Source organism: Clostridium sp. RTP31139st1_H3_RTP31139_211217, from assembly GCF_040227035.1.
In the GTDB taxonomy this organism is placed as follows: Bacteria; Bacillota; Clostridia; order Clostridiales; family Clostridiaceae; genus Clostridium; species Clostridium saudiense.
This window is the reverse complement of record NZ_JBCOAB010000003.1, coordinates 22,438-46,425: the sequence shown is the minus strand read 5'-3', so window position 1 is coordinate 46,425 and position 23,988 is coordinate 22,438. Positions and strand designations below refer to the sequence as shown.

24 protein-coding genes are annotated in these 23,988 nt (G+C 29.5%); 23 read left to right on the top strand and 1 reads right to left on the bottom strand.

Annotated elements, in window-relative coordinates; translation table 11 throughout:
• Nucleotides 1-2 precede the first annotated feature (2 nt).
• The 18 genes from ABUA17_RS02210 (at nt 3) to rnhB (ending at nt 16,688) form a co-directional block, all read left to right on the top strand.
• Nucleotides 3-1,202: an acetate kinase gene (locus ABUA17_RS02210; protein ID WP_042396886.1), complete on the top strand. Its 1,200-nt coding sequence runs from the start codon at nt 3-5 to the stop codon at nt 1,200-1,202.
• Nucleotides 1,203-1,361: 159 nt separating this feature from the next.
• On the top strand, nt 1,362-1,859 hold the full coding sequence (locus ABUA17_RS02205) for a YceD family protein (RefSeq protein ID WP_042396884.1): 498 nt from the start codon (nt 1,362-1,364) through the stop codon (nt 1,857-1,859).
• Between the two features lie 12 nt (nt 1,860-1,871).
• Nucleotides 1,872-2,057 carry a 50S ribosomal protein L32 gene (rpmF, locus tag ABUA17_RS02200; RefSeq protein WP_005213472.1) on the top strand — a complete coding sequence of 62 codons (186 nt, stop codon included), beginning with the start codon at nt 1,872-1,874 and terminating at the stop codon, nt 2,055-2,057.
• 56 nt (nt 2,058-2,113) lie between these two features.
• Nucleotides 2,114-3,115: a phosphate acyltransferase PlsX gene (gene plsX / locus ABUA17_RS02195; RefSeq protein ID WP_042396879.1), complete on the top strand. Its 1,002-nt coding sequence runs from the start codon at nt 2,114-2,116 to the stop codon at nt 3,113-3,115.
• A gap of 135 nt (nt 3,116-3,250) precedes the next feature.
• On the top strand, nt 3,251-3,481 hold the full coding sequence (acpP, locus tag ABUA17_RS02190; RefSeq protein WP_042396875.1) for an acyl carrier protein: 231 nt from the start codon (nt 3,251-3,253) through the stop codon (nt 3,479-3,481).
• Between the two features lie 126 nt (nt 3,482-3,607).
• Nucleotides 3,608-4,306 carry a ribonuclease III gene (rnc, locus tag ABUA17_RS02185; RefSeq protein WP_042396872.1) on the top strand — a complete coding sequence of 233 codons (699 nt, stop codon included), beginning with the start codon at nt 3,608-3,610 and terminating at the stop codon, nt 4,304-4,306.
• On the top strand, nt 4,299-5,327 hold the full coding sequence (locus tag ABUA17_RS02180) for an elongator complex protein 3 (protein WP_042396868.1): 1,029 nt from the start codon (nt 4,299-4,301) through the stop codon (nt 5,325-5,327). The genes rnc and ABUA17_RS02180 overlap by 8 nt, the downstream gene beginning before the upstream one ends.
• 383 nt (nt 5,328-5,710) lie before the next feature.
• The gene (gene smc / locus ABUA17_RS02175) at nt 5,711-9,268 is read left to right on the top strand and encodes a chromosome segregation protein SMC (protein WP_195951045.1); all 3,558 of its coding nucleotides are present in this window, start codon (nt 5,711-5,713) and stop codon (nt 9,266-9,268) included.
• A 14-nt stretch (nt 9,269-9,282) separates the two neighbouring features.
• On the top strand, nt 9,283-10,197 hold the full coding sequence (gene ftsY, locus ABUA17_RS02170) for a signal recognition particle-docking protein FtsY (protein WP_055276134.1): 915 nt from the start codon (nt 9,283-9,285) through the stop codon (nt 10,195-10,197).
• Nucleotides 10,198-10,505: 308 nt separating this feature from the next.
• Nucleotides 10,506-10,835, top strand: a complete 330-nt coding sequence (locus ABUA17_RS02165) for a putative DNA-binding protein (protein ID WP_055276136.1) — start codon at nt 10,506-10,508, stop codon at nt 10,833-10,835.
• Nucleotides 10,836-10,851: 16 nt separating this feature from the next.
• The gene (gene ffh / locus ABUA17_RS02160; protein ID WP_042396856.1) at nt 10,852-12,201 is read left to right on the top strand and encodes a signal recognition particle protein; all 1,350 of its coding nucleotides are present in this window, start codon (nt 10,852-10,854) and stop codon (nt 12,199-12,201) included.
• A 38-nt stretch (nt 12,202-12,239) separates the two neighbouring features.
• Nucleotides 12,240-12,485 carry a 30S ribosomal protein S16 gene (gene rpsP / locus ABUA17_RS02155; RefSeq protein WP_042396852.1) on the top strand — a complete coding sequence of 82 codons (246 nt, stop codon included), beginning with the start codon at nt 12,240-12,242 and terminating at the stop codon, nt 12,483-12,485.
• A 49-nt stretch (nt 12,486-12,534) separates the two neighbouring features.
• Nucleotides 12,535-12,774 carry a KH domain-containing protein gene (locus ABUA17_RS02150; RefSeq protein WP_042397158.1) on the top strand — a complete coding sequence of 80 codons (240 nt, stop codon included), beginning with the start codon at nt 12,535-12,537 and terminating at the stop codon, nt 12,772-12,774.
• A gap of 160 nt (nt 12,775-12,934) precedes the next feature.
• Nucleotides 12,935-13,432, top strand: coding sequence for a ribosome maturation factor RimM (gene rimM / locus ABUA17_RS02145; RefSeq protein ID WP_042396531.1), 498 nt, complete (start codon nt 12,935-12,937; stop codon nt 13,430-13,432).
• Nucleotides 13,422-14,135, top strand: coding sequence for a tRNA (guanosine(37)-N1)-methyltransferase TrmD (gene trmD / locus ABUA17_RS02140; RefSeq protein WP_042396533.1), 714 nt, complete (start codon nt 13,422-13,424; stop codon nt 14,133-14,135). Before rimM ends, trmD begins: the two co-directional genes overlap by 11 nt.
• A gap of 112 nt (nt 14,136-14,247) precedes the next feature.
• Nucleotides 14,248-14,598 (top strand): 50S ribosomal protein L19, encoded by a 351-nt coding sequence (gene rplS, locus ABUA17_RS02135; RefSeq protein ID WP_042396536.1) that lies wholly within the window; start codon nt 14,248-14,250, stop codon nt 14,596-14,598.
• Nucleotides 14,599-14,916: 318 nt separating this feature from the next.
• A complete protein-coding gene (gene ylqF / locus ABUA17_RS02130; RefSeq protein ID WP_042396539.1) occupies nt 14,917-15,870 on the top strand; it encodes a ribosome biogenesis GTPase YlqF in 954 nt (317 codons plus the stop codon).
• Complete coding sequence (gene rnhB / locus ABUA17_RS02125; protein WP_042396541.1) at nt 15,870-16,688, top strand: ribonuclease HII; 819 nt, start codon at nt 15,870-15,872, stop codon at nt 16,686-16,688. The genes ylqF and rnhB overlap by 1 nt, the downstream gene beginning before the upstream one ends.
• On the opposite strand, the gene ABUA17_RS02120 is transcribed toward rnhB, so the two are convergent.
• Nucleotides 16,689-17,060 carry a YraN family protein gene (locus ABUA17_RS02120; protein ID WP_042396544.1) on the bottom strand — a complete coding sequence of 124 codons (372 nt, stop codon included), beginning with the start codon at nt 17,058-17,060 and terminating at the stop codon, nt 16,689-16,691.
• A 125-nt stretch (nt 17,061-17,185) separates the two neighbouring features.
• On the opposite strand from ABUA17_RS02120, the gene ABUA17_RS02115 reads away from it, so the two are divergent.
• The 5 genes from ABUA17_RS02115 to rpsB all read left to right on the top strand — a co-directional run bounded on the left by ABUA17_RS02115 (nt 17,186) and on the right by rpsB (nt 23,969).
• Nucleotides 17,186-18,709: a YifB family Mg chelatase-like AAA ATPase gene (locus tag ABUA17_RS02115; RefSeq protein ID WP_349817926.1), complete on the top strand. Its 1,524-nt coding sequence runs from the start codon at nt 17,186-17,188 to the stop codon at nt 18,707-18,709.
• A gap of 16 nt (nt 18,710-18,725) precedes the next feature.
• On the top strand, nt 18,726-19,784 hold the full coding sequence (gene dprA, locus ABUA17_RS02110; RefSeq protein ID WP_042396549.1) for a DNA-processing protein DprA: 1,059 nt from the start codon (nt 18,726-18,728) through the stop codon (nt 19,782-19,784).
• A 49-nt stretch (nt 19,785-19,833) separates the two neighbouring features.
• Nucleotides 19,834-21,939 (top strand): type I DNA topoisomerase, encoded by a 2,106-nt coding sequence (topA, locus tag ABUA17_RS02105; protein WP_055290942.1) that lies wholly within the window; start codon nt 19,834-19,836, stop codon nt 21,937-21,939.
• A 159-nt stretch (nt 21,940-22,098) separates the two neighbouring features.
• Nucleotides 22,099-22,875, top strand: a complete 777-nt coding sequence (gene codY / locus ABUA17_RS02100) for a GTP-sensing pleiotropic transcriptional regulator CodY (protein WP_042396553.1) — start codon at nt 22,099-22,101, stop codon at nt 22,873-22,875.
• A gap of 392 nt (nt 22,876-23,267) precedes the next feature.
• Complete coding sequence (rpsB, locus tag ABUA17_RS02095; RefSeq protein ID WP_042396556.1) at nt 23,268-23,969, top strand: 30S ribosomal protein S2; 702 nt, start codon at nt 23,268-23,270, stop codon at nt 23,967-23,969.
• Nucleotides 23,970-23,988 lie beyond the last annotated feature (19 nt).

The following is a 23,988-nucleotide window of genomic DNA, read 5'->3' as shown; positions in this document are numbered from 1 at the left end:
AAATGAAAGTATTAGTTATAAACTGTGGAAGTTCTTCACTTAAATATCAATTAATCGATATGTCGACAGAAGAATCATTAGCTCAAGGATTAGTTGAGAGAATAGGAATTGAAGGCTCTGTTTTAACTCAAAAGGTTGAAGGTAGAGATAAATACATTATAAAACAACCAATGGCAGATCATAAGGATGCAATAAAGCTAGTTTTAGAAGCTTTAGTTGATGAGAAAAATGGAGTTATTTCATCTATGGATGAAATCTCAGCAGTAGGACATAGAGTTGTTCACGGTGGTGAAAAATACAATCAATCAGTTGTAATAAACGATGAAGTTAAGGCATACATAGAAGAATGCTTTAAATTAGCACCACTTCACAACCCAGCTAATATGATAGGAATTAATGCTTGTGAAGAATTAATGCCAAATACACCAATGGTAGCTGTATTTGATACTGCTTTCCATGGAACTATGCCAGAAGAAGCATACATTTATGCTTTACCATATGAATTATATCAAAAACATGGAATAAGAAAATATGGATTCCACGGTACTTCTCATAAATATGTTTCTCAAAAAGTAGCAGAAGTTATGGGAAGAGATATTAAAGATTTAAAAATAATCACTTGTCATTTAGGAAACGGTGCAAGTGTATGTGCTGTTAAAAATGGTGTTTCTGTAGATACTTCAATGGGATTCACACCACTTGAAGGAGTTGCTATGGGAACTAGATGTGGTAACATTGATCCAGCAATAGTTACTTTCTTAATGAAAGAAGAAGGTTTATCAGCTGATGAAGTAAATGATTTAATGAACAAAAAATCAGGTGTTCTTGGAATTTCAGGAATAAGCTCAGATTTCAGAGATATTGAAGATGGAGCATTCAAAGATAAAGATCCAAGAGCTATATTAGCACTTAAAGTATTTGAATATAAAGTAAGAGCTACAATAGGATCTTATGCTGCAATTATGGGCGGAGTTGATGCTATAGTATTTACTGCTGGTGTTGGAGAAAATGGTCCAGAAACTAGAGAAGAGTGCTTAAAGGGATTAGAATTCTTAGGAGTAGAAGTAGATAGAGAAGCTAACAATGTTAGAGGTAAGGTAAGAGAAATATCAAAACCAGGATGCAAAGTTAAAGCATTTGTTATACCTACAAACGAAGAATTAATGATTGCAAGAGACACTTTAGAATTAATACAAAAGTAATTATGTAAATAAGCTTGACTTTTATGTCTTAGCTTTATATAATAAATTGTGTTTGAATTCAGTAAATTTTGGCGAGGAGTGAAAAATCGCTTGGCTCGAGCTATACATAAAGTATAATATACCTTTAAAGGTATGAGGAAATCTTCCAGAGCATAAGATATGATTATTAATTTTTCAGATTTATTGTCTAAAAAAAATAGGAAAAAAGAAATATCTTTATCATTCGAGTTAGAACCTTTTGAATTCGAAGGAGAAGAAATTAGAGCAATTGAAAAAGTTGATGTTAAAGGGGTTGCAATATCTGAAAAAGATGTTATATTAATAGAGGCTTCGATAAAAACAAAACTAAAGTTAAATTGTTCGAGATGCTTAGATACCTTTATCTATCCAATAGATATTGATATAGAAGAAAGGTTTACAAACGATCCAGATCTTGAAGATGATGGAATAATGTTTGTAGATGGTGATACAATTGATATTACCGAAATTATTGAAAATTGTATTATTTCAACCTTACCTATCAAAAGACTTTGCAAAGAGGACTGTAAAGGACTATGTTCTGTATGCGGTGCGAATAAAAATGTTGAAAATTGTAGTTGTTTAGATTATGATGTAGATGTTAGGCTTGCAAAGCTTAGAGAGTTGTTTGGGGAATAAGGAGGTGTAATAATGGGAAATCCAGCTAGAAAGACATATAGAGCAAAGAGAGATTCTAGAAGAGCTCAAACTTTTAAGTTAAGCTTACCAGGAATAGTTGAATGTCCACAATGCCACGAAATGAAGATGGCTCACAGAGTTTGTAAGAACTGTGGATTCTACAAAGGTAAAGAAGTAGTTGCTTCAACTGAAGAATAAAAGAAAGTCATTTGACTTTCTTTTCTTTGTATATAAAGAAATAAGGGGTGAAAGAAATGAGAATTGCTATAGACGGTATGGGTGGAGATAATGCACCACAAGCAGTTATTAATGGTGTTATTCAAGCTTTAAATGAATATAACGATTTGGAATTTTATATTACAGGCCCAGAAGAGGTTATTAAGGAGCAGTTAGCAAAGGAAGGTTACAATGGTGACAAAATTAACATAGTTGATGCTAAAGAAGTTATAAGTACTAATGAGCATCCAGTTATGGCTATACGAAAGAAAAAAGATTCAAGTCTTTGTAAAGCTTTAAGTCTTGTTAAAGAGAAAAAGTGTGATGCAGTATTATCTGCAGGAAGCACTGGAGCTTTTTTAGCTGGCTGTAATTTTATAGTTGGAAGAATTAAGGGGGTTAAAAGACCAGCCTTAGCACCTATTATGCCAGGAAAGAATGCACCATTTATGATTGTTGATGCTGGAGCAAATGTAGATTGTAAACCGGAATATTTAGTTCAATTTGCACATATGGGAAAAGAATATTATAAAGGTGTGCTAAATGGTGAGAATCCTAGCATTGGATTAGTTAATATTGGAGCAGAAGAAGAAAAAGGAAATGATTTAACAAAGAATACATACCAATTATTAAAGAATGAAGAAACTCTTAATTTTATTGGTAATGTTGAGCCTAGAGATGTTACTTTAGGGGATACAAATGTACTTGTTTGTGATGGCTTTGCAGGGAATACTATATTAAAGATGTATGAGGGTACGGCATCAACAGTATTAAATATTGTTAAGGACGGTATGTTATCTTCAGGGATAACTGCAAAAATTGGTGCACTTTTATTGAAACCTGTTTTTAAAGATATAAAGAAAAGATTTGATTATAAGGAATATGGAGGGGCTCCTTTCTTAGGTGTTGATGGTATATGCATTAAAGCACATGGAAGTTCAGATGGGAAGGCCTTTAAAAATGCTATAAGACAAAGTAAACAATTTTATGATAATAAAGTGTTAGATAAAATTAAAGTTGAATTAGAATTAAAAGCATAAAAAGTTTATTTAATATTATGTATTTAGAAATTTATAATCTTTAAATTTATTTTCATAATAAATATAAGTAATGCATATTGACTGTATTAAAAATATATAATATTATCTAAATGGGTGTGTTTAGGAGGTGAAAGAATGTTTGAGAAAGTTAGAGAAATCATTGCTGATAAGTTAAGCATTAGTGAAGATGAAATTACTATGGATTCATCATTTTTAGAAGACTTAAATGCAGATTCTTTAGATATCGTTGAGTTAATAATGGCTTTAGAAGATGAGTTAGATATGGAAATACCAGACGAAGATGCTGAAGGTTTTGTAACTGTTGGCGATGTAGTTAAATATGTAAAGTCACATGTTGAGGAATAAATAAGATCCCGCAGAATTTGCGGGATTTTATGTTATAAATTACTTTAAGTAAAATTTATCAAATAGTTTATTCTTGAATTTGTTTTTGTAAGCAAGTTGAAGAATAAACTTGAAGGAGTGTAAAAAATGAATAATTTCTATCAGAAAGAAGCGGAAGAAATAATAGGGATTAAATTTAATGAACCTAAATTATTGCTTACGGCTTTAACACATTCATCTTATGCAAATCAGCATAGAGATGAAGAGTATAATGAAAGATTTGAATTTTTAGGAGATGCTATTCTTCAAGTATGCATAACTGAATACTTATTTTTAAATTATAAAGATAAAAGCGAAGGTGAATTAACAAAAATTCGTAGTTTGATTGTTTGTGAAAATTCATTATATGAAATAGGTAAATCTCTTAATTTAGGATATCTTTTAAGAATGAGTAAAGGTGAAGAGTTAACAGGAGGGCGTGAAAGAGTTTCATTAATTGCCGATGCAGTTGAAGCTTTAATTGCAGCTATATACTTAGATAAGGGATTAGAATTTACTAAGGATTATATTATAGGTAGATTTGAAGAAATAATTAAAAAAGCGATAAATAATGATATTATTTTAGATTATAAGACTAGATTGCAAGAATATCTTCAAAAAAATGGTGAAATATCGATAGTTTATGAGCTTATTAAGTTTGAAGGACCACCACATAGAAGAAAATTCTACACAAAACTAATTATTGATAATAAAGAATTAACATGTGGAGAAGGATATAGTAAAAAAGAATCTGAACAAAATGCAGCAAAGGCAGCATTAGAAATTTTGGAGGAAAAAAATGAGTAAGAATTATTATATAATTCCTATTTTTATTTCACATCAAGGATGTCCTCATCAATGTGTTTTTTGTAATCAAGATAGAATTGCAGGGAAATATGAAGAAGTATTTGCTGAAGATGTAAGAAATACAATTGAAGAGTATTTAAGCACAATTAACAAAGGTGCTACAGTAGAAGTATCATTCTTTGGTGGAACATTTACAGCTATTAGTGTGGCTAAACAAAAAGAATTGCTAGAAGTAGCTAGGGAATATAAACAAAAAGGGTTAATTAACAAAATAAGGTTATCTACAAGACCAGATGCCATATCTCCATATATTTTAAGTTATTTAAAGGAATACTGTGTAGATATAATTGAGTTAGGAGTGCAATCCTTAAATGATGAAGTATTAAGAAAATCAGGAAGAGGTCATTCTGTAGAGCATGTTGAAAAAGCATCAAAATTAATAAAGGAAGCTGGGTTCACTTTAGGGCATCAAATAATGCCAGGATTACCAGGTGATAATTTTGAAATAGATATTGAAAGTGCTAAAAAATCTATAGCAATGAAGCCAGATATTTGTAGAATATATCCATCATTAGTCATTAAGGATACTCCAATGGAAGATATGTATAATAGAGGAGATTATAAGCCTTATTCATTAGATGAAGCTGTATATATTTCAGCAGAAATGTTAAAATTATATAATGAAGCTAAAGTAAAAGTAATAAGAATTGGCCTTCAGCCAACAGATACTATTACTACAGGAAAAGATATAGTTGATGGTCCTTTCCACCCTGCATTTAGGGAACTTGTTGAAGGGTATTTAATTTGTGAAAGTCTAAAGGAAAAAGCGCCACAAGAAAAAGATATAATTATAGAAATAAATGAAAAAGATATTAGTAAATTATATACTAATAGAAAGTATTATTTTAATAAATTTTTAAATAGCAGAAATAGCAAGACATATGTACATACAAATAATAAAATAAAAAAGGGTAGGCTAAAATTAACTGTTATTGAAAAAGTAGAAGAATTTAAAATATAAACTGAATTTTAAGCTTAAGATAGAGTTTTAATTTCTCATTAAGATTAAAATTTCATATTTAGGGCTGTGCCAGTTGTTATCTCTATACTAAAGAAGTGAGAGTGTTACAGATAGCTAGCCATGAGATAAATTTGACTTATATGACAAGGGCAAGGGGTACAAAATAAGGAATTAAGCAATCTTTATTTACACCTTTTGAATCTTGTCATTGCTTTATTGATATTTCTTTAGCTTTAATATAAACTAAAGGAAGAATGGAGTGTGTTATTTATGAAGGCAAAGACAAGACAAAAAATGCTTTATGTTATTACAGTGTTTATGCTAATTGCATTTATACTTGGGTTAGTACCAGCAATTTTCTAAATTAGATAAGGAGTGTATTTATGTTTTTAAGGTCGCTTGAGATACGTGGATTTAAATCTTTTGCAGATAAAACAGAGCTAAGGTTTAAAAAAGGTGTAACAGCAGTAGTTGGACCTAATGGTAGCGGTAAGAGTAACGTATCTGACTCTGTAAGATGGGTTTTAGGAGAGCAAAGTGTTAAGAGTCTTAGAGGGGGGAAGATGGAAGATGTAATTTTCTCTGGGACTCAATTTAGAAAACCTCTAGGACTTGCACAAGTATCTCTTACATTAGATAATTCAGATGGTGAATTAGCAACTGAATATAATGAGGTAACTGTTACAAGAAGAATATTTAGATCAGGTGAAACAGAATATTTAATTAATAATCAAAAATGTAGATTAAAGGATATTACTGAATTATTTATGGACACAGGAATAGGTAAAGAGGGATATTCTATAATTGGACAAGGTAAAATAGATGCTATATTAAGTGGTAAACCAGAAGAGAGAAGAGCTCTTCTTGAAGAGGCAGCAGGAATTGTAAAATATAAGTCTAGAAAAGAAGAAGCAGAAAAAAGGCTTGATAATACAGATAATAATCTTGTTAGAATTAGAGATATTATTGCTACATATGAAGAAAGACTAGAGCCATTAAGAGTTGAAAAAGAGAAGGCTCTAAAATATAAAGAGTTGGCTGAGCAGTTAAACGTTAAAGAGGTTTCTGTTTTAGTAAACTATATTGATAAAGTATCTATAGATATTGAAGGATTAAGTTCTGAAATAGAAAAGAGACAAGAAGTTGTAGATAAAAAGAGGGAAGAACTTAGAAGATTTAAAGAAGAACTTGATAAACTACAAGAAAAAGTCGAAGGCTTAGAGAGAAAAAATAAGTTAGAAAAAGAAGAATATTATAACAAAAAAGAAGAACATTCTAATCATAATAGAGATATTGAACTTTTTAATGAAAGAATTAATAATTTTACTTCATTAATTGAAAAAGAAGAAAATGAAATAAAAGGACTTAAAGATTCTTTAGATAGATTATATATTGAAAAAAGAGAGTTAGAAGAAAGTTTAAATGCTAAGGCTCAGGAAAATAAAGATAAAACTACTGAAATAAGAGAGATAGAATCTTTAATTAATGAAATTACTATAAAAATAGATAAAACACAAAGAGAGTTATCAACTCTTAAAAATAATGAGTATGAAATTATTTCTAAGAATTCGAATATTAATAATAGTATTCAATTATTAGAAAAAGATATTAAAGATAAAAATGAAATTGAAGAGTCTTTAGAAAGTTCTATAGTAACTTTAGAAGGTAATTTAGCTATAAATGTAGGAACTATTGAAGAATTTAAGCAAAAGCTTAAAAATACAAGAGATGATATTTCAAGTATTGAAGAGGAAGTAGTTTCTATAAGAAAAGAATTATCTAAGACGCATTCTAATTTAAATAATAAAGATAATAAGCTAAAGATGTTATCTAAGAAAATAAATGAATCAGAAGCAACTCATACAACTTTATCTAATTTAGAAAAGCATTATGAGGGATATAATAGGACTGTTAAGAATTTAATGGATCATATTGAAAAAGGGCGAGTACAAGGAATAAAAGATATTAAGGTTCTTGGAGAAGTTTTTGAAGTAGAAAAGCAATATGAAACAGCTATTGAAATTGCATTAGGTGGATCAATTTCTAATGTTATTACGGTTACTGAAAATGATGCGAAAAATTTAATATCTTATTTAAAATCAAGAGGTCTTGGAAGAGCTACATTCTTGCCACTTAATATAATTAAGGGGAAAAGATTAGATGTACCTGTAGAAATTCAAAAAGCTAAAGGATACTTAGGGATTGCATCAGATATTTTAAAGTATGATGTAAAATATAAAGGTGTAATTGACTACAACTTAGGTAGAACTATTATTGCTGAAGATATGGATTGTGCTCTTAATATTTCTAAAATAGGAAGACATAATTATAAGATTGTAACTTTAACTGGTGAGGTAATTAATCCAGGGGGAGCACTAACTGGAGGAAGTATTCAGGGGAAGAATGCAAATCTTCTTGGTAGAAAAAGAGAAATTGAAGAGCTTGCTTCAAATATTTTAAAGTTAAAACAAACTTATAATAATGAAGTTAATGTGTTTAATGAAATAAAACGTACTATTAAAGAGTTAGACGAGGAAATATTAAATAAAAGAGAAGAAATACACAGTAAAAACATCGAATTAACAGTTTTAGATGGAGATATAAAAGCGCTTGTTAATGATGGAGATAAGCTAAGTAAAGGTATAGAAAAAGCAAAAAAAGATATAGAAGAAAATAAACGTAATATTAAGTATTTAATTGAAAAACTTGAAATTAAGAAAGAAGAGTTAAATAAATTAGATGCAAAAAGAGAAGAACGTAAAGAAAGATTAAAAGTTATAGAAGAGGAATTAGTTAATAATACTAAAGAAAGAGAAAGACAAAAGGAATTATTAGTTAATTTAAAGGTTAATAGTGCTACATTAGAAGAAAGTCTTCAAGGTCAAAGAATGCAATTATCATCTAAAAATTTAGAGATAAGAGAAAAAGAAGTAAAAATAAAGCAATTATTAGTAGGTATAGCTAATAACAAAGACAATATAAAAGCTTTAGGTGAAGATGTTAATAATAAGAAAAATGTATTAAAGGAAATTGAAGTAAGAGTAATAGAACTTGAAAATATTTTTAAGGAAGATGAAATTTTAAAAGTCAAAATTAAAGATGAATATAAAGTTAAAGAAAGTTCTACTAATGAAATAATTGAAGCTATAAGGATAGATGAAGGTGAGCTTAATAAAAGGGCAATACAATTTGCTAGAATAGAAAGCGAACAGGAGTCATTATATAATAGATTGAATACAGAATTAAATTTAACTCTTGCAGAAGCAAAAGAAATTGCTATAGAAGTTGAAAGTGTTAATGATTTAAAAGAAGAAATTTCAATACTTAAATCAAAGATAGCTTCTTTAGGAACTGTAAATTTATCAGCAATTGTTGAATATGATGAAGTTTGTGAAAAATATGAATTTATGTCATCTCAAGAATTAGATTTACAAAAGGCTAAAGAAGAGCTTATTGGGGTTATTGAAGAAATGACAATCCAAATGCAGGAGTTATTCAAAGAAAACTTTAAGATTTTAAACGAAAACTTTGGAGAAACTTTTAGAGAATTATTTAAAGGTGGTAGTGCAGAGCTTATTTTAGGTGGAGATGATATATTAAATTCTAATATAATTATTAATGTTGAACCACCAGGGAAGAAGCTTCAAAACATTAATTTAATGTCAGGGGGAGAAAAGGTTCTTTCTGCAATTGCATTATTATTTGCAATATTGAAAATGAAACCTACGCCATTCTGTATTCTTGATGAAATAGAGGCTGCTTTAGACGATGCAAATGTTTATAGATATGCAGAATTCTTAAAAGCATTTTCTGAAAATATTCAATTTATAGTAATAACACATAGAAAAGGAACAATGGAAGCTAGTGATGTAATGTATGGTATAACTATGGAAGAAAAGGGAATATCAAAAGTAGTATCAGTAGACTTATCTAATAATTAGGAGGAGTTAAGATTATGTTTGGAAAATTATTTAACAATCTTAAAAATGGATTAACTAAAACAAGAAATGCGTTAACAGATAAAATAAATGAAGCTTTAAATTTAGCTGTAACTATTGATGATGATTTATATGAGGAATTAGAAGAAATACTTATAATGGCTGATATAGGTATGGATACTACTATGGAAATTATCGATAGATTAAAAGATAAAATAAGAAAAGAAAAAATTAATGATGTTGAATTAGTTAGACCTGCATTAAAGAGTGTAATAGCTGATATGATGAAGGATAATAATGAAGAAAGTGAAGAAAGTGTTACTGGAAAAGAAGTAATTTTGGTAATAGGTGTAAATGGTGTTGGTAAAACTACTAGTATAGGTAAACTTGCGGCAATGAATAAAGCTGAAGGGAAAAAAGTTTTACTTGCAGCAGCAGATACTTTTAGAGCTGGAGCTATTGATCAATTAGTTGTTTGGAGTGAAAGAGCAAAAGTTGATATAGTTAAGCATGAAGAAGGATCAGATCCTGCAGCTGTAGTATTTGATGCTATTAATGCTTCTAAATCAAGAGGTGTTGATTTGCTAATTTGTGATACAGCAGGTAGATTACACAACAAGAAGAACTTAATGGATGAGTTAGGTAAAATTAATAGAGTAATAGATAGAGAGTTATCTGGCGCTCATAAGCAAACTTTATTAGTTTTAGATGGAACAACAGGTCAAAATGCTGTAATTCAAGCTAAGCAATTTATGGATGTTTGTCCGATAGATGGAATAATATTAACTAAACTTGATGGAACAGCTAAAGGTGGAGTTGTAATTTCAATTAAAAATACTTTAAACATACCTGTTAAGTATATAGGTGTAGGAGAAGGTATTGATGATTTACAAGTTTTCGATCCAGAAAGCTTTGTAGAAGCACTATTTTAGTTAAAAGTTAAGAGTTAAGGGTTAAATTTAGCTGGTGCTAAATTTATAAAATATATAAAACTTCTTAAAGAAGTTTTAATCCTAACTATTAACTATAAACTCAAAACTATTAACTAAAAAAATTTGTTGCTAAAAATTATTTTACTAATTAAAATAACTATAGATACCAATAGGTATAAAATCATAGGAATAGCAGTAGTTTAGCACTTTATATTGAGATTTAAAAAAAATAATTAAGTGTTAAGTAAAAATACTTGACACCTAATTATTATTCTGTTAGAATCTCATATGTGGGTAAGGTGATATGCATGGAAGATAGAGTTGAGATTTCCTTATTAATGGATTTTTATGGTCCATTACTTACGGAAAAGCAAAAAAGTATCATGGAGCTATATTACAATGAGGATTTATCATTAGCTGAGATTGCTGAATTAAACAACACGAGTCGCCAAGCGATTCATGACCTTATAAAAAGATGCTATAAACAATTTCTAGCCTATGAAAGTAAATTAAATTTACTACAAAAGTCTTTTGAAAAAGAAAAGAAAATTATTAATTTATTAGAAAAAATTAATGAGAAATATTCTTTATCAAATGAAGATTATACGAGTTATAAAGAAGCACTAGAAAATTTATAGGCATAGGAGGGTTACCATGGCTTTTGAAGGTTTAGCTGATAAGTTACAAGAAACGTTTAAGAAACTTAGAGGCAAAGGTAAATTAAGTGAAAAAGATATAAAAGAAGCCATGAGAGAAGTAAAACTTGCATTATTAGAAGCTGATGTTAACTTTAAAGTTGTAAAAACTTTTGTTAAAAATGTTAGTGAAAAATGTGTAGGTAGTGAAGTTTTAGAAAGCTTAACACCTGCTCAGCAAGTCATCAAGATTGTTAATGATGAACTTACAGATCTTATGGGTGGTAGTGAAAGTAAAATTAACTTCTCAAGTGTAGGACCAACTGTTATTATGTTAGTTGGGCTACAAGGAGCGGGTAAAACCACAATGGCTGGTAAACTTGCACTACAATTAAGAAAAGACAAGAACAAGAAACCTCTTTTAGTTGCATGTGATATATATAGACCAGCAGCTATTAAACAATTAGAGGTAGTAGGAAAGCAAATTGACATTCCAGTTTTCCAAATGGGTGATAAAATTAGCCCTGTACAAATTGCCAAAGAAGGTATAAAATACGGTAGGGAAAACGGAAATAATGTTGTAATTATAGATACAGCTGGTAGACTTCATATAGATGAAGAGCTGATGACTGAACTTAAAGATGTAAAGGCTGAAGTTAATCCTTCAGAAATCTTACTTGTTGTTGACTCAATGACAGGGCAAGATGCTGTGAATGTTGCAGAAACCTTTAACGAAGCACTTGATATCTCAGGAGTTATATTAACAAAGCTTGATGGAGATACAAGAGGTGGAGCTGCTTTATCAATTAGACATATGACTCAAAAACCAATTAAATTTATTGGTGTTGGGGAAAAGATGAACGATTTTGAAGTATTCCATCCAGATAGAATGGCTAATAGAATATTAGGTATGGGTGATGTACTTTCATTAATCGAAAAGGCTCAAGAAGCTATTGATGAAAAAGAAGCTAAAGAGTTAGGTCAAAAAATGATGGAAAATGACTTTACTTATGATGACTATTTAACTGCTATGGAGCAGATGAAAAAATTAGGATCATTGAGTAAAATCATGGAGATGATACCGGGGGTTCCTAAGGAAATGAAGGAAATTGACTTTGATGCTGGTGAAAAGCAATTAGCTAGAGTAAAAGCAATAATACATTCAATGACTCCAAAGGAAAGAAGAAACCCAAAACTTATAGTAGGATCTTCTTCAAGAAAGAAGAGAATAGCTATGGGGTCTGGTACATCATTACAAGAAGTTAACAAACTCATAAAAGGACACGAAATGATGAGAAAGCAAATGAAGCAAATGAAGTCATTGACTAAAAAGTCCAAGAAAGGTCTATTTGGTAAATTACCTTTTTAAGAGTTTATATATATAACCCTTTGAAGGAGGTGAAATTAATGGCAGTAAAAATCAGATTAAGAAGAATGGGTGCTAAGAAAGCTCCTTTCTACAGAGTTGTTGTTGCTGATTCAAGAAGCCCAAGAGATGGTAGATTCATCGAAGAAATCGGGTACTACAATCCAATAACAGAACCTGCAGAAATCAAAATCGATGAAGAAAAAGCTACAAAGTGGATCAACAATGGTGCACAACCTACAGATGTAGTTAAGAGATTATTCAACACAGTAGGTCTTAACAAGTAATTTTTGGGAGGTGAACTCTGCATAGTACATAATGTATTTGCAGACTCTTATGAAAGATTTAGTTGAAATAATTGCTAAATCCCTAGTGGATAATCCTGATGAAGTTCGTGTAAATGAAGTTCAAGGAGAGCAAGACTTAATTCTTGAATTAAGGGTTGCTCCTGAAGATATGGGTAAGGTAATCGGTAAACAAGGTAGAGTAGCGAAAGCTATTAGAACCGTAGTAAAAGCCGCAGCACTAAACGAAGATCGAAAAGCAGTAGTTGAAATTATCGATGTAAAGAGTTAGGATTTTCCTAACTCTTTTTTTATTATAAAAATAGGGTTATTTCATGATGAATTTAATATGTACATTAATGTAGAGGTAAACAATAATTACTTTGCTAAAAGATGAAAAGTTTGATATAAATAATATAGGAAAAAATAAAGCTACATAAGAGGTGAAGTTTGTGAGTAAAAATTTAAAAGTAGGTAAGATAGTAAATACTCATGGTTTAAAAGGTGAAGTTAAAGTTATTCCATTAACTGATGATATGAGAAGGTTTGATGATTTAGAGCATGTATTAATAAATGGTAAAGAAGTTAAGATAGAAAGCTGTAAATATCAAAAAGATAGGGTTATAGTTAAGCTTGAAGGAATCAATAAAATTGAAGATGCTGAAAGACTTAAGGAAAAGTTTATGGAAGTAGAAAGAGAAAATGCAGTTGAACTTGAAGAAGATTGCTATTTCTTAGCTGATTTAAGAGAATGTACAGTATTCGATACAACTGGTAAAGAATTAGGTAAAATATATGATGTTATTCAAACTAAAAATAATGATGTATATTGGATTAGAAAACCTAAAGAATTACTAATACCTGTATTAAAAGATATAGTGTTGGATATTAATATAGAAGAAAGAAAAATAACTATAAAACCAGTAGGAGAATGGATGGATGAAGATTAGTATTCTTACTCTTTTCCCTGAAATGTTTAATATATTTAATCATAGTATAATAGGAAAAGCACAAGAAAAAGGATTAATTTCTATTAATACTGAAAATATTAGAGATTATACTTTAAATAAACATAAAAAGGTTGATGACTATCCATATGGGGGTGGAGCTGGTATGGTAATGGCAGCTCAACCAGTAGTAGATGCTATAAGAGCATGTAGAAAAAATAATAATGGGAAGGTTATTTTTTTAGGTCCTAAAGGAAAAACATTTAATCAAAAAATGGCAGAAGAATTGTCCAAAGAAGAAAATTTAATTTTCCTTTGTGGACATTATGAAGGAATAGATGAAAGAGCATTTAAAGAAGTAGATTTAGAAATTTCACTTGGAGATTTTGTATTAACAGGTGGAGAAATGGCTGCTATTCCAGTAATAGATTCTATTTTGAGATTAGTTCCTGGTGTTTTAAATAAATCTGAAAGTCATGAAGATGAATCTTTTTCTGATGGATTATTAGAATATCCACAATATACAAGACCGGAAGTTTTTGAGGGAGAAAGTGTACCAGCAGTATTAATTTCAGGACATCATGAGAATATTAGAAAATGGAGAAGATTAAAGTCTCTAGAAATTACAAGGGAAAGAAGACCAGATTTATATAAAAATGTTATTTTGACAAAAGAGGATAAAAAATTATTAAATAGTAAAAAATAATATCTTGAAATATAAAAAAACTTATGTTACAATAACTTTTGTGCTAGTACGGGCGTTCCGCTGTCAAAGTTTTGTTAAGAGCGTCAATTATCAATTTAGGAGGGAATGCACGATGAACGAAATATTAAGAGCTATAGAAGCAGAACAAATCAGAACTGATTTACCAGAATTCCACGTTGGGGATAATGTTAAATTACACGTTAAAGTTAAAGAAGGTAACAGAGAAAGAATTCAAATGTTCGAAGGTACTGTTATAAAGAGACAAAACGGTGGTTTAAGAGAAACTTTCACTGTAAGAAGATTAGCTTACGGAGTTGGAGTTGAAAGAACTTTCCCAGTTAACTCACCAATCATCGAAAAGATGGAAGTTACAAGAAGAGGTAAAGTAAGAAGAGCTAAGTTATTCTACTTAAGAGATAGAGTAGGTAAGGCTGCTAAAGTTAAAGAATTATTAACTAGATAATTTAAAGTTAATAAAGATATTAAGGGACTTAGTATTAAGTCCCTTTTTGTTTGCAATAATATAAGTGAAACTCTAAATCTTCGATTTAGTTAGTTGAACTTGCTTGAAAGTCCAAATTTTAATTTGCTAAGTTGAAGGTACACTTTAGTGTACTCAGCTATGGAAGAGAGTTGAGTTTCATTTGAAGGATTTAAACTTAATAAAAGAAATTTTAATTAACTTAACAAAACTTAAAGTTCAATATTTATTGAAAGTTGATTTAGATAAATATAATTGTTAAGAATAAATAATAGATATTTAGTTAAAGGAGGATGAATTATGGCTACAATAAATTGGTTCCCGGGTCATATGAAAAAAACAAAAAGAGAAATTGAAGATAATTTAAAGCTTGTTGATGCTGTAATAGAAATTAGAGATGCTAGAATTCCAAGAAGTTCTGCAAACCCAGATATAGATAAACTTTGTGCTGGAAAGCCAAGAATAATTTTATTAAATAAAAGTGATTTGACGGAAGCAAAGGTAACTAAAGATTGGATAAAAGAATTATCTAATGAAAATGTTAAGGTTTTAGAAGTTAATTGTTTAAAAGGTCAAGGATTACAACAAATAAAACCTGCATTATTAGAACTATTAAAAGAAAAGCATGAAAGAGCTAAAGCTAAAGGATTAGTTAAATTTATGATGAGAGTTATGGTAGTTGGTGTACCTAACTGTGGTAAATCTACATTTATAAATAAAATGGCAAGAAATAATATTGCTAAAACAGGAGATAGAGCTGGTGTTACTAAGAGCAAGCAATGGATAAAGACATCTCTTGATATGGAAATGTTAGATACTCCAGGTGTATTATGGCCTAAATTTGAAGATGAGAGAACTGCGTTAAATTTAGCCTTCACAGGAGCTATAAAAGATGAAATAATGGATATAGAAGAATTAGCGCTTAAGCTTGTTGAAAGACTTCAAGAGTATTATCCAGATAGATTGATAGAGAGATTTGGTATTACAGAAATACAAGAAAATCCATTAGATAATCTTGATGCCATTGCAAGAAAAAGAGGATGTATTATGGCTCGTAATGAAATTAATTATAATAGAATTGCCGTAATGCTTATTGATGAATTTAGAGGTGGAAAGCTAGGAAAGATTTCTTTAGAGCGTCCTGATGATGTTTTTGAAGAAGTTGAAACTGTAGTAAAAGAAGAAACTGAAAAAGAAAGAAAAAGAAGAATAAGAAAAGAAAAGAGAAATGAAAAGAAAAAGGAAAAGAGATAATGGATATATTAACTATGGATATTAGCGGTTTAAGCTATAAAATTGTTAAAGAAAAAGTTGATGAAATTAATGTCAATGAATTACATGATTCTCAAGAATTAATTAATATTATAGATATATTAAAGGCTGATAAAAGAAAAAATATCAATAGCTTAGGTGATAAACTTCAAAGAGCTAAGGAAAAGATAGAAAATGAAATCAAAAGAGTAAGAAGTATGTATGATTTTGATAAGTCTTTTGAAGGATTTAATATTATTGCTGGTGTTGATGAGGTTGGGAGAGGACCATTAGCGGGACCAATTGTTTCATGTGCTGTAGTATTAGATTTAAATGTTGTAGATGAAGAGTTAATATTATGGATAAATGACTCTAAGAAGTTAAATGAAAAGAAAAGAGAAGAGTTAGCAGAAGTTATAAAAGAAAAGGCATTAGCTTATCATATTGCTTCGCGTGATTCAAAGGAAATAGATTCTAGAGGAATTGGTGTTTGTAATAATGAAGTATTTCTTGAAGCATGCAATAGTTTAGAAGTTAAACCAGATTTAGTTTTATCTGATGGATATACAGTAAAGGGAATAAAAATACCTAATAAATCTGTTATTAAAGGAGATACAAAATCTGCATGCATAGCAGCTGCATCTATAGTTGCAAAAGTATATAGAGATAACTTAATGAAGGAATATTCAAAAAAATACCCATATTATGCTTTTGAAGAAAATGTAGGTTATGGAACATCTAAGCATATAGAAGGGCTTAAAGAATATGGGCCAACAGAAATACATAGAATGTCATTTTTAAATAATATATTAGAACGTTAGTTAATATGCTCTAAAAGCATCTTCTATATGATTAATAATATAAGAAGAGTTTAAGTTGTTAAATATTATTTCGATTATATCGTATCTAATATTGTAATCAAAATATTTTTTAGACATTGAATATAATTTTGAGAGTTTAATAATTTGATTTTGTTTATAGTAGGTAACAGATTCTATTGGGAAACCAAATGAATTTGAGTACCTACTTTTTATTTCGCAAAAAATTAGCAAATCTTTATTCATACACACAATGTCGATTTCGCCAAATCGATTTCTATAATTCATATTTAAAATTCTATAACCTTTAGATATTAGGTAATCACGAGCTAAACTTTCACCAAATTCACCAATTAACTTTTTGTAATTATTCATAAAATCACTCCTTATTTTAATGATGGACTATGAAATTATTTTTATTCATTTGAGATTAAAGAAATATCACATTGTCAATAATGAAGAGGTACTATTGAAATATGAAGGGATTGTGATTTAAAAACATGGCTATAAAAATAATAAGTGCAACTCATAGTGGGCTAGATGGAGTATTGATTAATGTTGAAGTAGATATAACGAAAGGTATACCTATATTTAATATAGTTGGATTACCTGATATATCGATTAAAGAATCTAAGGAGAGAGTGAGACTTGCAATTGTAAATAGTGGTTATGAATTTCCTTTAGGGAGAATTACTATAAACTTAGCTCCGGCTGATGTGAGAAAGATTGGGACACTATTAGATTTGCCTATTGCGTTAGGAATTTTAATGGCCTCAGGACAAATAGATGAGAAAGAATTAGATGATTATATTATCTTTGGAGAGTTATCATTAAATGGTGAATTAAAGGGCATTAAAGGAGCTATCCCTATAATTTTTGAAGGAGATATTAATGAAAAGAAAAACTTCATATTTCCGTTGGAAAATTTAAAGGAAATGAGAAGCTTTGTATTAGGAAATTTTTATCCTTTTAAAACTTTAAATCAAGCAATTTCCTTTATTGAAAATAATGATTTACTTCCTTATAAGAGAGAGAAAAAAAGAGTTAAGAAAGAAATTTATATAAATAAATTTGAAGATATTATGGGACAGTATAAATCAAAGCATGCAATGGAGATAGTTGCAGCCGGAGGACATAATATTATGCTTTTTGGTTCGCCTGGATGTGGTAAAACAATGTTAGCAAAAGCTTTACCATCAATATTACCTCAAATGACTTTAGAAGAGCAAATGGAAGTTGCAAAGATTTATAGTGTATCGGGGATGTTAAATGATGGATATGATATAAAAAGGCCATTTAGAGCACCTCATCATACTATAACTAAAACTGCTTTAATCGGAGGGGGAAGGGATATTAAAGCTGGAGAAATAACACTTGCACATAATGGGATATTGTTTTTAGATGAAATTCTTGAGTTTAAAAAGGAAATTTTAGAATTATTGAGGCAGCCATTAGAAGATAGAATTATAAATGTTTCAAGGTTAAAAGAAAGTTATACATTGCCAAGTAATTTTATTTTAGTTGGAACATTTAATCCATGCCCTTGTGGAAAAATGCTTGATTATGATTCTACTTCAGTATGTACTTGTAGTGAGATAGAGAAAAAAAGGTATATTAATAGAATGTCTAGAGCCTTATTAGATAGAATTGATATTTTAAATTTTGTTCCAAGAATAAAATCTACAGAGATTTATGGAGAAAAAGATAAAATTAATTCTGACAATATGCGACATAGAGTAATACTTGCACGGGAAATTCAAAAAGAGAGATTTAAAGGATCAAATTATAGATATAATTCAGAAGTAGTTGGAAAAGATGTTTTAAAAATGTGTAATTTAAGTAAAGAAGGGAAAAAAGTTCTTGAATCATATTATAAAAGATATGATATTACACTTAGAGGATATACCAAAATAGTTAAAGTTGCAAGAACTATAGCGGATTTAGAATGTAGAGATGAAATAATGGATTATCATATTATTGAAGCAATAGGATTTAGAAAAAATGTTTTTGGGGAAATAATTTAAAGAGAGGTATACGTAGATGGATAAGTATAAGATATGGTTTATTTTATTGAAAATAAGTGAAGAATCAAAGGTTAAATTAATAGAAAAGTATAATAATGAAGAAAATATTTATAATAATATTGATAATATAATTAATGAAAATGAAATAAATAGGTTTTTTATATCTAGATTAAAGCATAGAAATACTATTGAAGAAGAGGCTTTTGAAGAATATTTACATAAAAATGGAATAAAATACGTAACATTAGCATCAGAATTATATCCTCAAAAGTTAAAGAGTATTAATAATCCACCTTATGTATTATTTTATAAAGGAGATTTGTCATTAGTAAATTATAAAATGGTAGCGGTTGTTGGTTCAAGAAAAAATACTATTTATGGAGAACAGGTTGCTAAATTTATAGCTAATGAATTATTTGATATTTCTTATGGAGTGGTAAGTGGTGTAGCAGCAGGAATAGATTCTGTAATGCATAGGCAGATACTTAGCAGAGGGGGAAAAACGATTGGGATATTAGGGTGTGGAATAGATGTAGTTTATCCTAGGTTTAATAAAAAATTATATGATCAAATTGTAAGTGAAGGATTGTTAATGTCAGAATTTTTACCAGGAACTAAACCATTATCGTATAATTTTCCTAAGCGTAATCGAATTATAAGTGGTTTTAGTGATAAAGGGGTAATAGTTGTAGAGGCATCAAGGAAAAGTGGTTCTTTAATTACGGCAAATTATGCTTTAGATGAAGGGAAAGATGTTTTAGCTGTGCCTGGACCAATATTTAATGAAAGTAGTGCTGGTTGTAATTTGTTAATACATCAGGGTGCTAGCCCTTTTATAGGAAAAGAAGATTTATATGATTTTCTTAATATAATTAAAAAAGAAAGTAAAAATAATAAAAAAAGTAGCATAAAAGTAAATTTGTTAGAAATAATAGGAAAAGAACCTATCCATATAGATAAAATAATTGGAAGTGTAAATATTGACAGAATAGCTTTATTTGAGTTATTATTTGAAATGCAAAATGAAAATGAAATTATTTGCCTGCCAGGCAATTATTACGTAAAGATTAGTTAGATGTTTTAGGGGGGTAAAAGCTCCTAAGCAATATATAGGAGTTGATGGTATGGGTCAGAATCTTGTTATAGTAGAGTCACCTGCAAAAGCAAAAACAATAAGTAAGTATTTAGGAAAGAATTATACAGTTGAAGCATCAATGGGGCATGTTAGAGATTTACCTAAAAGTAAATTAGGTGTTGATATAGAAGATAATTTTACTCCAAAGTATATAACTATAAGAGGAAAAGGTGAATTAATTGCTAAATTAAAGAAAGCAGCTAAGAAAGCAGATAAAATATATCTTGCAACCGACCCCGATAGAGAGGGAGAGGCTATTTCTTGGCATTTAGCAAATATTTTAAAAATTTCTGAAGATGAAACTTGTAGAATAGTTTTTAATGAAATTACAAAGGGTGCTGTAAAAGAATCTATCAAAGGAGCAAGAAAGATCAATTTAAATTTAGTTGATGCTCAACAAGCTAGAAGAGTCTTAGATAGATTAGTTGGTTATGAAATAAGTCCAATACTTTGGAAAAATGTAAAATGGGGACTTAGCGCAGGAAGAGTTCAATCTGCAGCTTTAAAATTAATATGTGATAAAGAAGAAGAAATTAAAGCATTTGAACCAAAAGAATATTGGACCGTTGATTGTGTTTTAAAGAAGGAAAGAAAAAAGTTCCCAATTAAATTAACGAAATACGAAAATAAAAAAATAGAAATTAGCAATGAAAATGAAGCTAATAAGGTAATAAGTGATTTAAAAGAAAATGAATATAGGGTAGAAAAAGTTAAAAAAGGAAGCAGACTAAAAAATCCACTTCCACCGTTTACAACAAGTACTCTTCAACAAGAAGCAGCTAAAAAATTAAACTTTATTACTAAAAGAACAATGTCAATAGCTCAAGCTTTATATGAAGGTGTAGATGTTAAAGGGTTTGGTACAGTTGGGCTTATTACTTATATGAGAACTGATTCTGTAAGAATTTCAGAAGAAGCACAAGGAAGAGCAATTGAATTTATTAAAGAAAGCTATGGTGAAGAATATATACCAGAAAAGTTAAGAGTATATAAGGGCAAGAAGAATATTCAAGATGCTCATGAAGCTATTAGACCATCTCATATAGAAATAACACCTGAAATAGCAAAGGCTAATTTAACACCTGAGCAATATAAGTTATATAGCTTAATATGGAAAAGATTTATTGCAAGCCAAATGGCATCATGTGCATTAAATACAAATAGCATTGATATTGCTAATGGAAAATATACTTTTAAAGCTTCTGGATCTACAATAAAATTTGATGGTTTTATGAAGGTATATGATTATACAACAGAAGATGATGAAAATGATGTATTACTACCAAGCTTAGAAGAGGGAGAAGTATTAGAACCTTCATCTGTTGAAGGAAAACAACATTTTACTCAACCACCTGCAAGATATACAGAGGCTTCTTTTGTAAAATTACTTGAAGAAAAGGGAATTGGTAGACCAAGTACATATGTACCTACTATTTCAACTTTATTAAGTAGAGAGTATGTAATAAGAGAAAAGAAGAATTTAATTCCTACTGAATTAGGGTTTATTGTAAATAATATAATGTCAGATTATTTTAAACAAATAGTTGATGTAGATTTTACAGCAGGAATGGAAAGAAAGCTGGATAATATTGAAGAAGGAAATGAAGAGTGGAAAAAAGTTGTTGGTGAATTCTTTGAACCATTACAAGTTGCTATAGAAAAAGCAGAAAAAGAAATTTCTAAAGTTGTAATTGAAGATAAAGTAAGCGATGTTCCATGTGATAAATGTGGAAGAATGATGGTTATAAAGAAAGGTAGATACGGAACATTCTTAGCATGTCCAGGATATCCAGAATGTAAAAATGCAAAACCTATAGTTGAAGAGTTAGATGTGCCATGCCCTAAATGTGGAGGTAAGATATTAGCTAAAAGAAGCAAAAAGGGTAAAAAGTTTTTTGGATGTTCAAATTATCCTAACTGCGACTTTGTAAGTTGGAATGAGCCAATTAAAGAACCATGCCCTAAATGTGGAAGTTATATGACAATGAAGTTTTCTAAAACAAAAGGAAATTATGCAGTTTGTTCAAATGGTGAATGTGGAAATACAATGCCTTTAGAAAATGATAAGTTAGAAAATGACAAAAAGGAAGAATAAAATATAACCCCTAACAAAACTGAGTGTCGAAAGAGTGTAAAATATGTTGTAAATAAAAAATTATTATGATACTATAAAAGATAAGAGATATCATAAGATTTTGATTATTTAGAAAATTAACATTTAGTAGATAAGAAGTATGATGGGGGGAGTATTTAATTGTCATCATTATTAAATAAAACGAGAAGATTAAATAAGATTTTACAAACGGGTGGAGCTGATCCAGTTGTATTTGATGATATATGCAATCTTTTAAGCGAAGTGCTAGAATGTAATGTATATATTATTAGTAGGAAGGGAAAAGTTTTAGGACATACTTTTTCAACAGATTTTGAATGTGAAATAATGAAGAAATATGTTTTAGATGAAGGTAGATTTCCATTAGGATATAATGAAACTTTATTAAAGATCACAGAAACTTTAGCAAATTCAAAAAGCAATGGGAATTGCGTTTTTAAAGGTGAGGGAGTTTGCGAAGTGTCTAATAAAATTTCTACTATAGTACCTATAATAGGAAATAGAGAAAGAATGGGTACATTACTTTTAGCGAGATTTGGTAATGAGTTTACTGAAGATGATTTAGTATTAACTGAGCATAGTGCAACTATAGTTGGAATGGAAATGTTAAGAGCTAAACAAGATGAGTTAGAAGATGATGCGAGAAAGAAAGCTGTTGTTCAATTAGCAATTGGAACTTTATCTTATTCGGAATTGGAAGCTGTTGACCATATATTTAATGAATTAGATGGCAACGAAGGGTTATTAGTAGCTTCTAAGATTGCTGATAAGGTTGGAATTACAAGAAGTGTTATTGTTAATGCTTTAAGAAAATTCGAAAGTGCTGGTGTAATTGAGTCTAGATCATTAGGTATGAAGGGAACTCATATCAAAATTTTAAATGAAAAGTTAATTGATGAATTAAAGAAAATAAGATAAAAATAAATGGAGATTATACGAGAGTATAATCTCTTTTGCATATATATGGTTATATAATGTGTTAAAAGTAAAAAATGCAGTAAATGATTGTTTATTGACTTATTATATTTTATCAATTGTTTATAATTTTGTATTTCGGGAATAATAAGAAAGATAATTATTATTAAAAAGGTAGTATATTAGTGTTTAGAAGTAATAAAATTATAGTGAATTTATTCTTTTATGACGTGAAAGATAAAATATGCAAAAAATATGTTGCTAGTATAAGAAGCTTGTGATATACTAACCTAGGTAATAAAATACGCACACAGCCCAATTTATAAAGTTGGTGCCTGAATTTGGGAAGCTTTATAAGAATGAAGGCTGTGGAGGAAAAACCAGGAGGTAACAAAATGTCAGTAATATCAATGAAACAATTATTAGAAGCAGGCGTTCACTTTGGACACCAAACAAGAAGATGGAACCCTAAGATGGCTCCATATATATTCACAGAAAGAAACGGAATATATATAATAGATCTTCAAAAGACAGTTAAGAAGGTAGAAGAAGCTTACAACTTCATTAGAGAAGTATCAACAGAAGGAAAAGACATTCTTTTCGTTGGAACTAAGAAACAAGCTCAAGAAGCTATTCAAGAAGAAGCTATAAGATCAAACATGCACTACGTTAACAACAGATGGTTAGGTGGTATGTTAACTAACTTCAAGACTATCAAAACTAGAATTAAGAGATTAGAAGAATTACAACAAATGGAACAAGATGGAACATTTGAAGTTTTACCTAAGAAAGAAGTAATCAAATTAAAGGGTGAAATGGAAAAATTACAAACTAACCTTGGTGGTATCACTAACTTAGATGTTAACAACATCGGAGCTATGTTTGTAGTTGACCCAAGAAAAGAAAAGAATGCTATATCTGAAGCAAAAATCTTAGGAATCCCAGTAGTAGCTATCGTAGATACTAACTGTGACCCAGAAGAAGTTGATTACGTAATCCCAGGAAACGATGACGCTATCAGAGCTGTTAAATTAATAACTGCTAAACTTGCTGATGGAATTATCGAAGGAAGACAAGGCGAACAATTAGCTGAGTAATAATTTTAAGAGGTAGGTG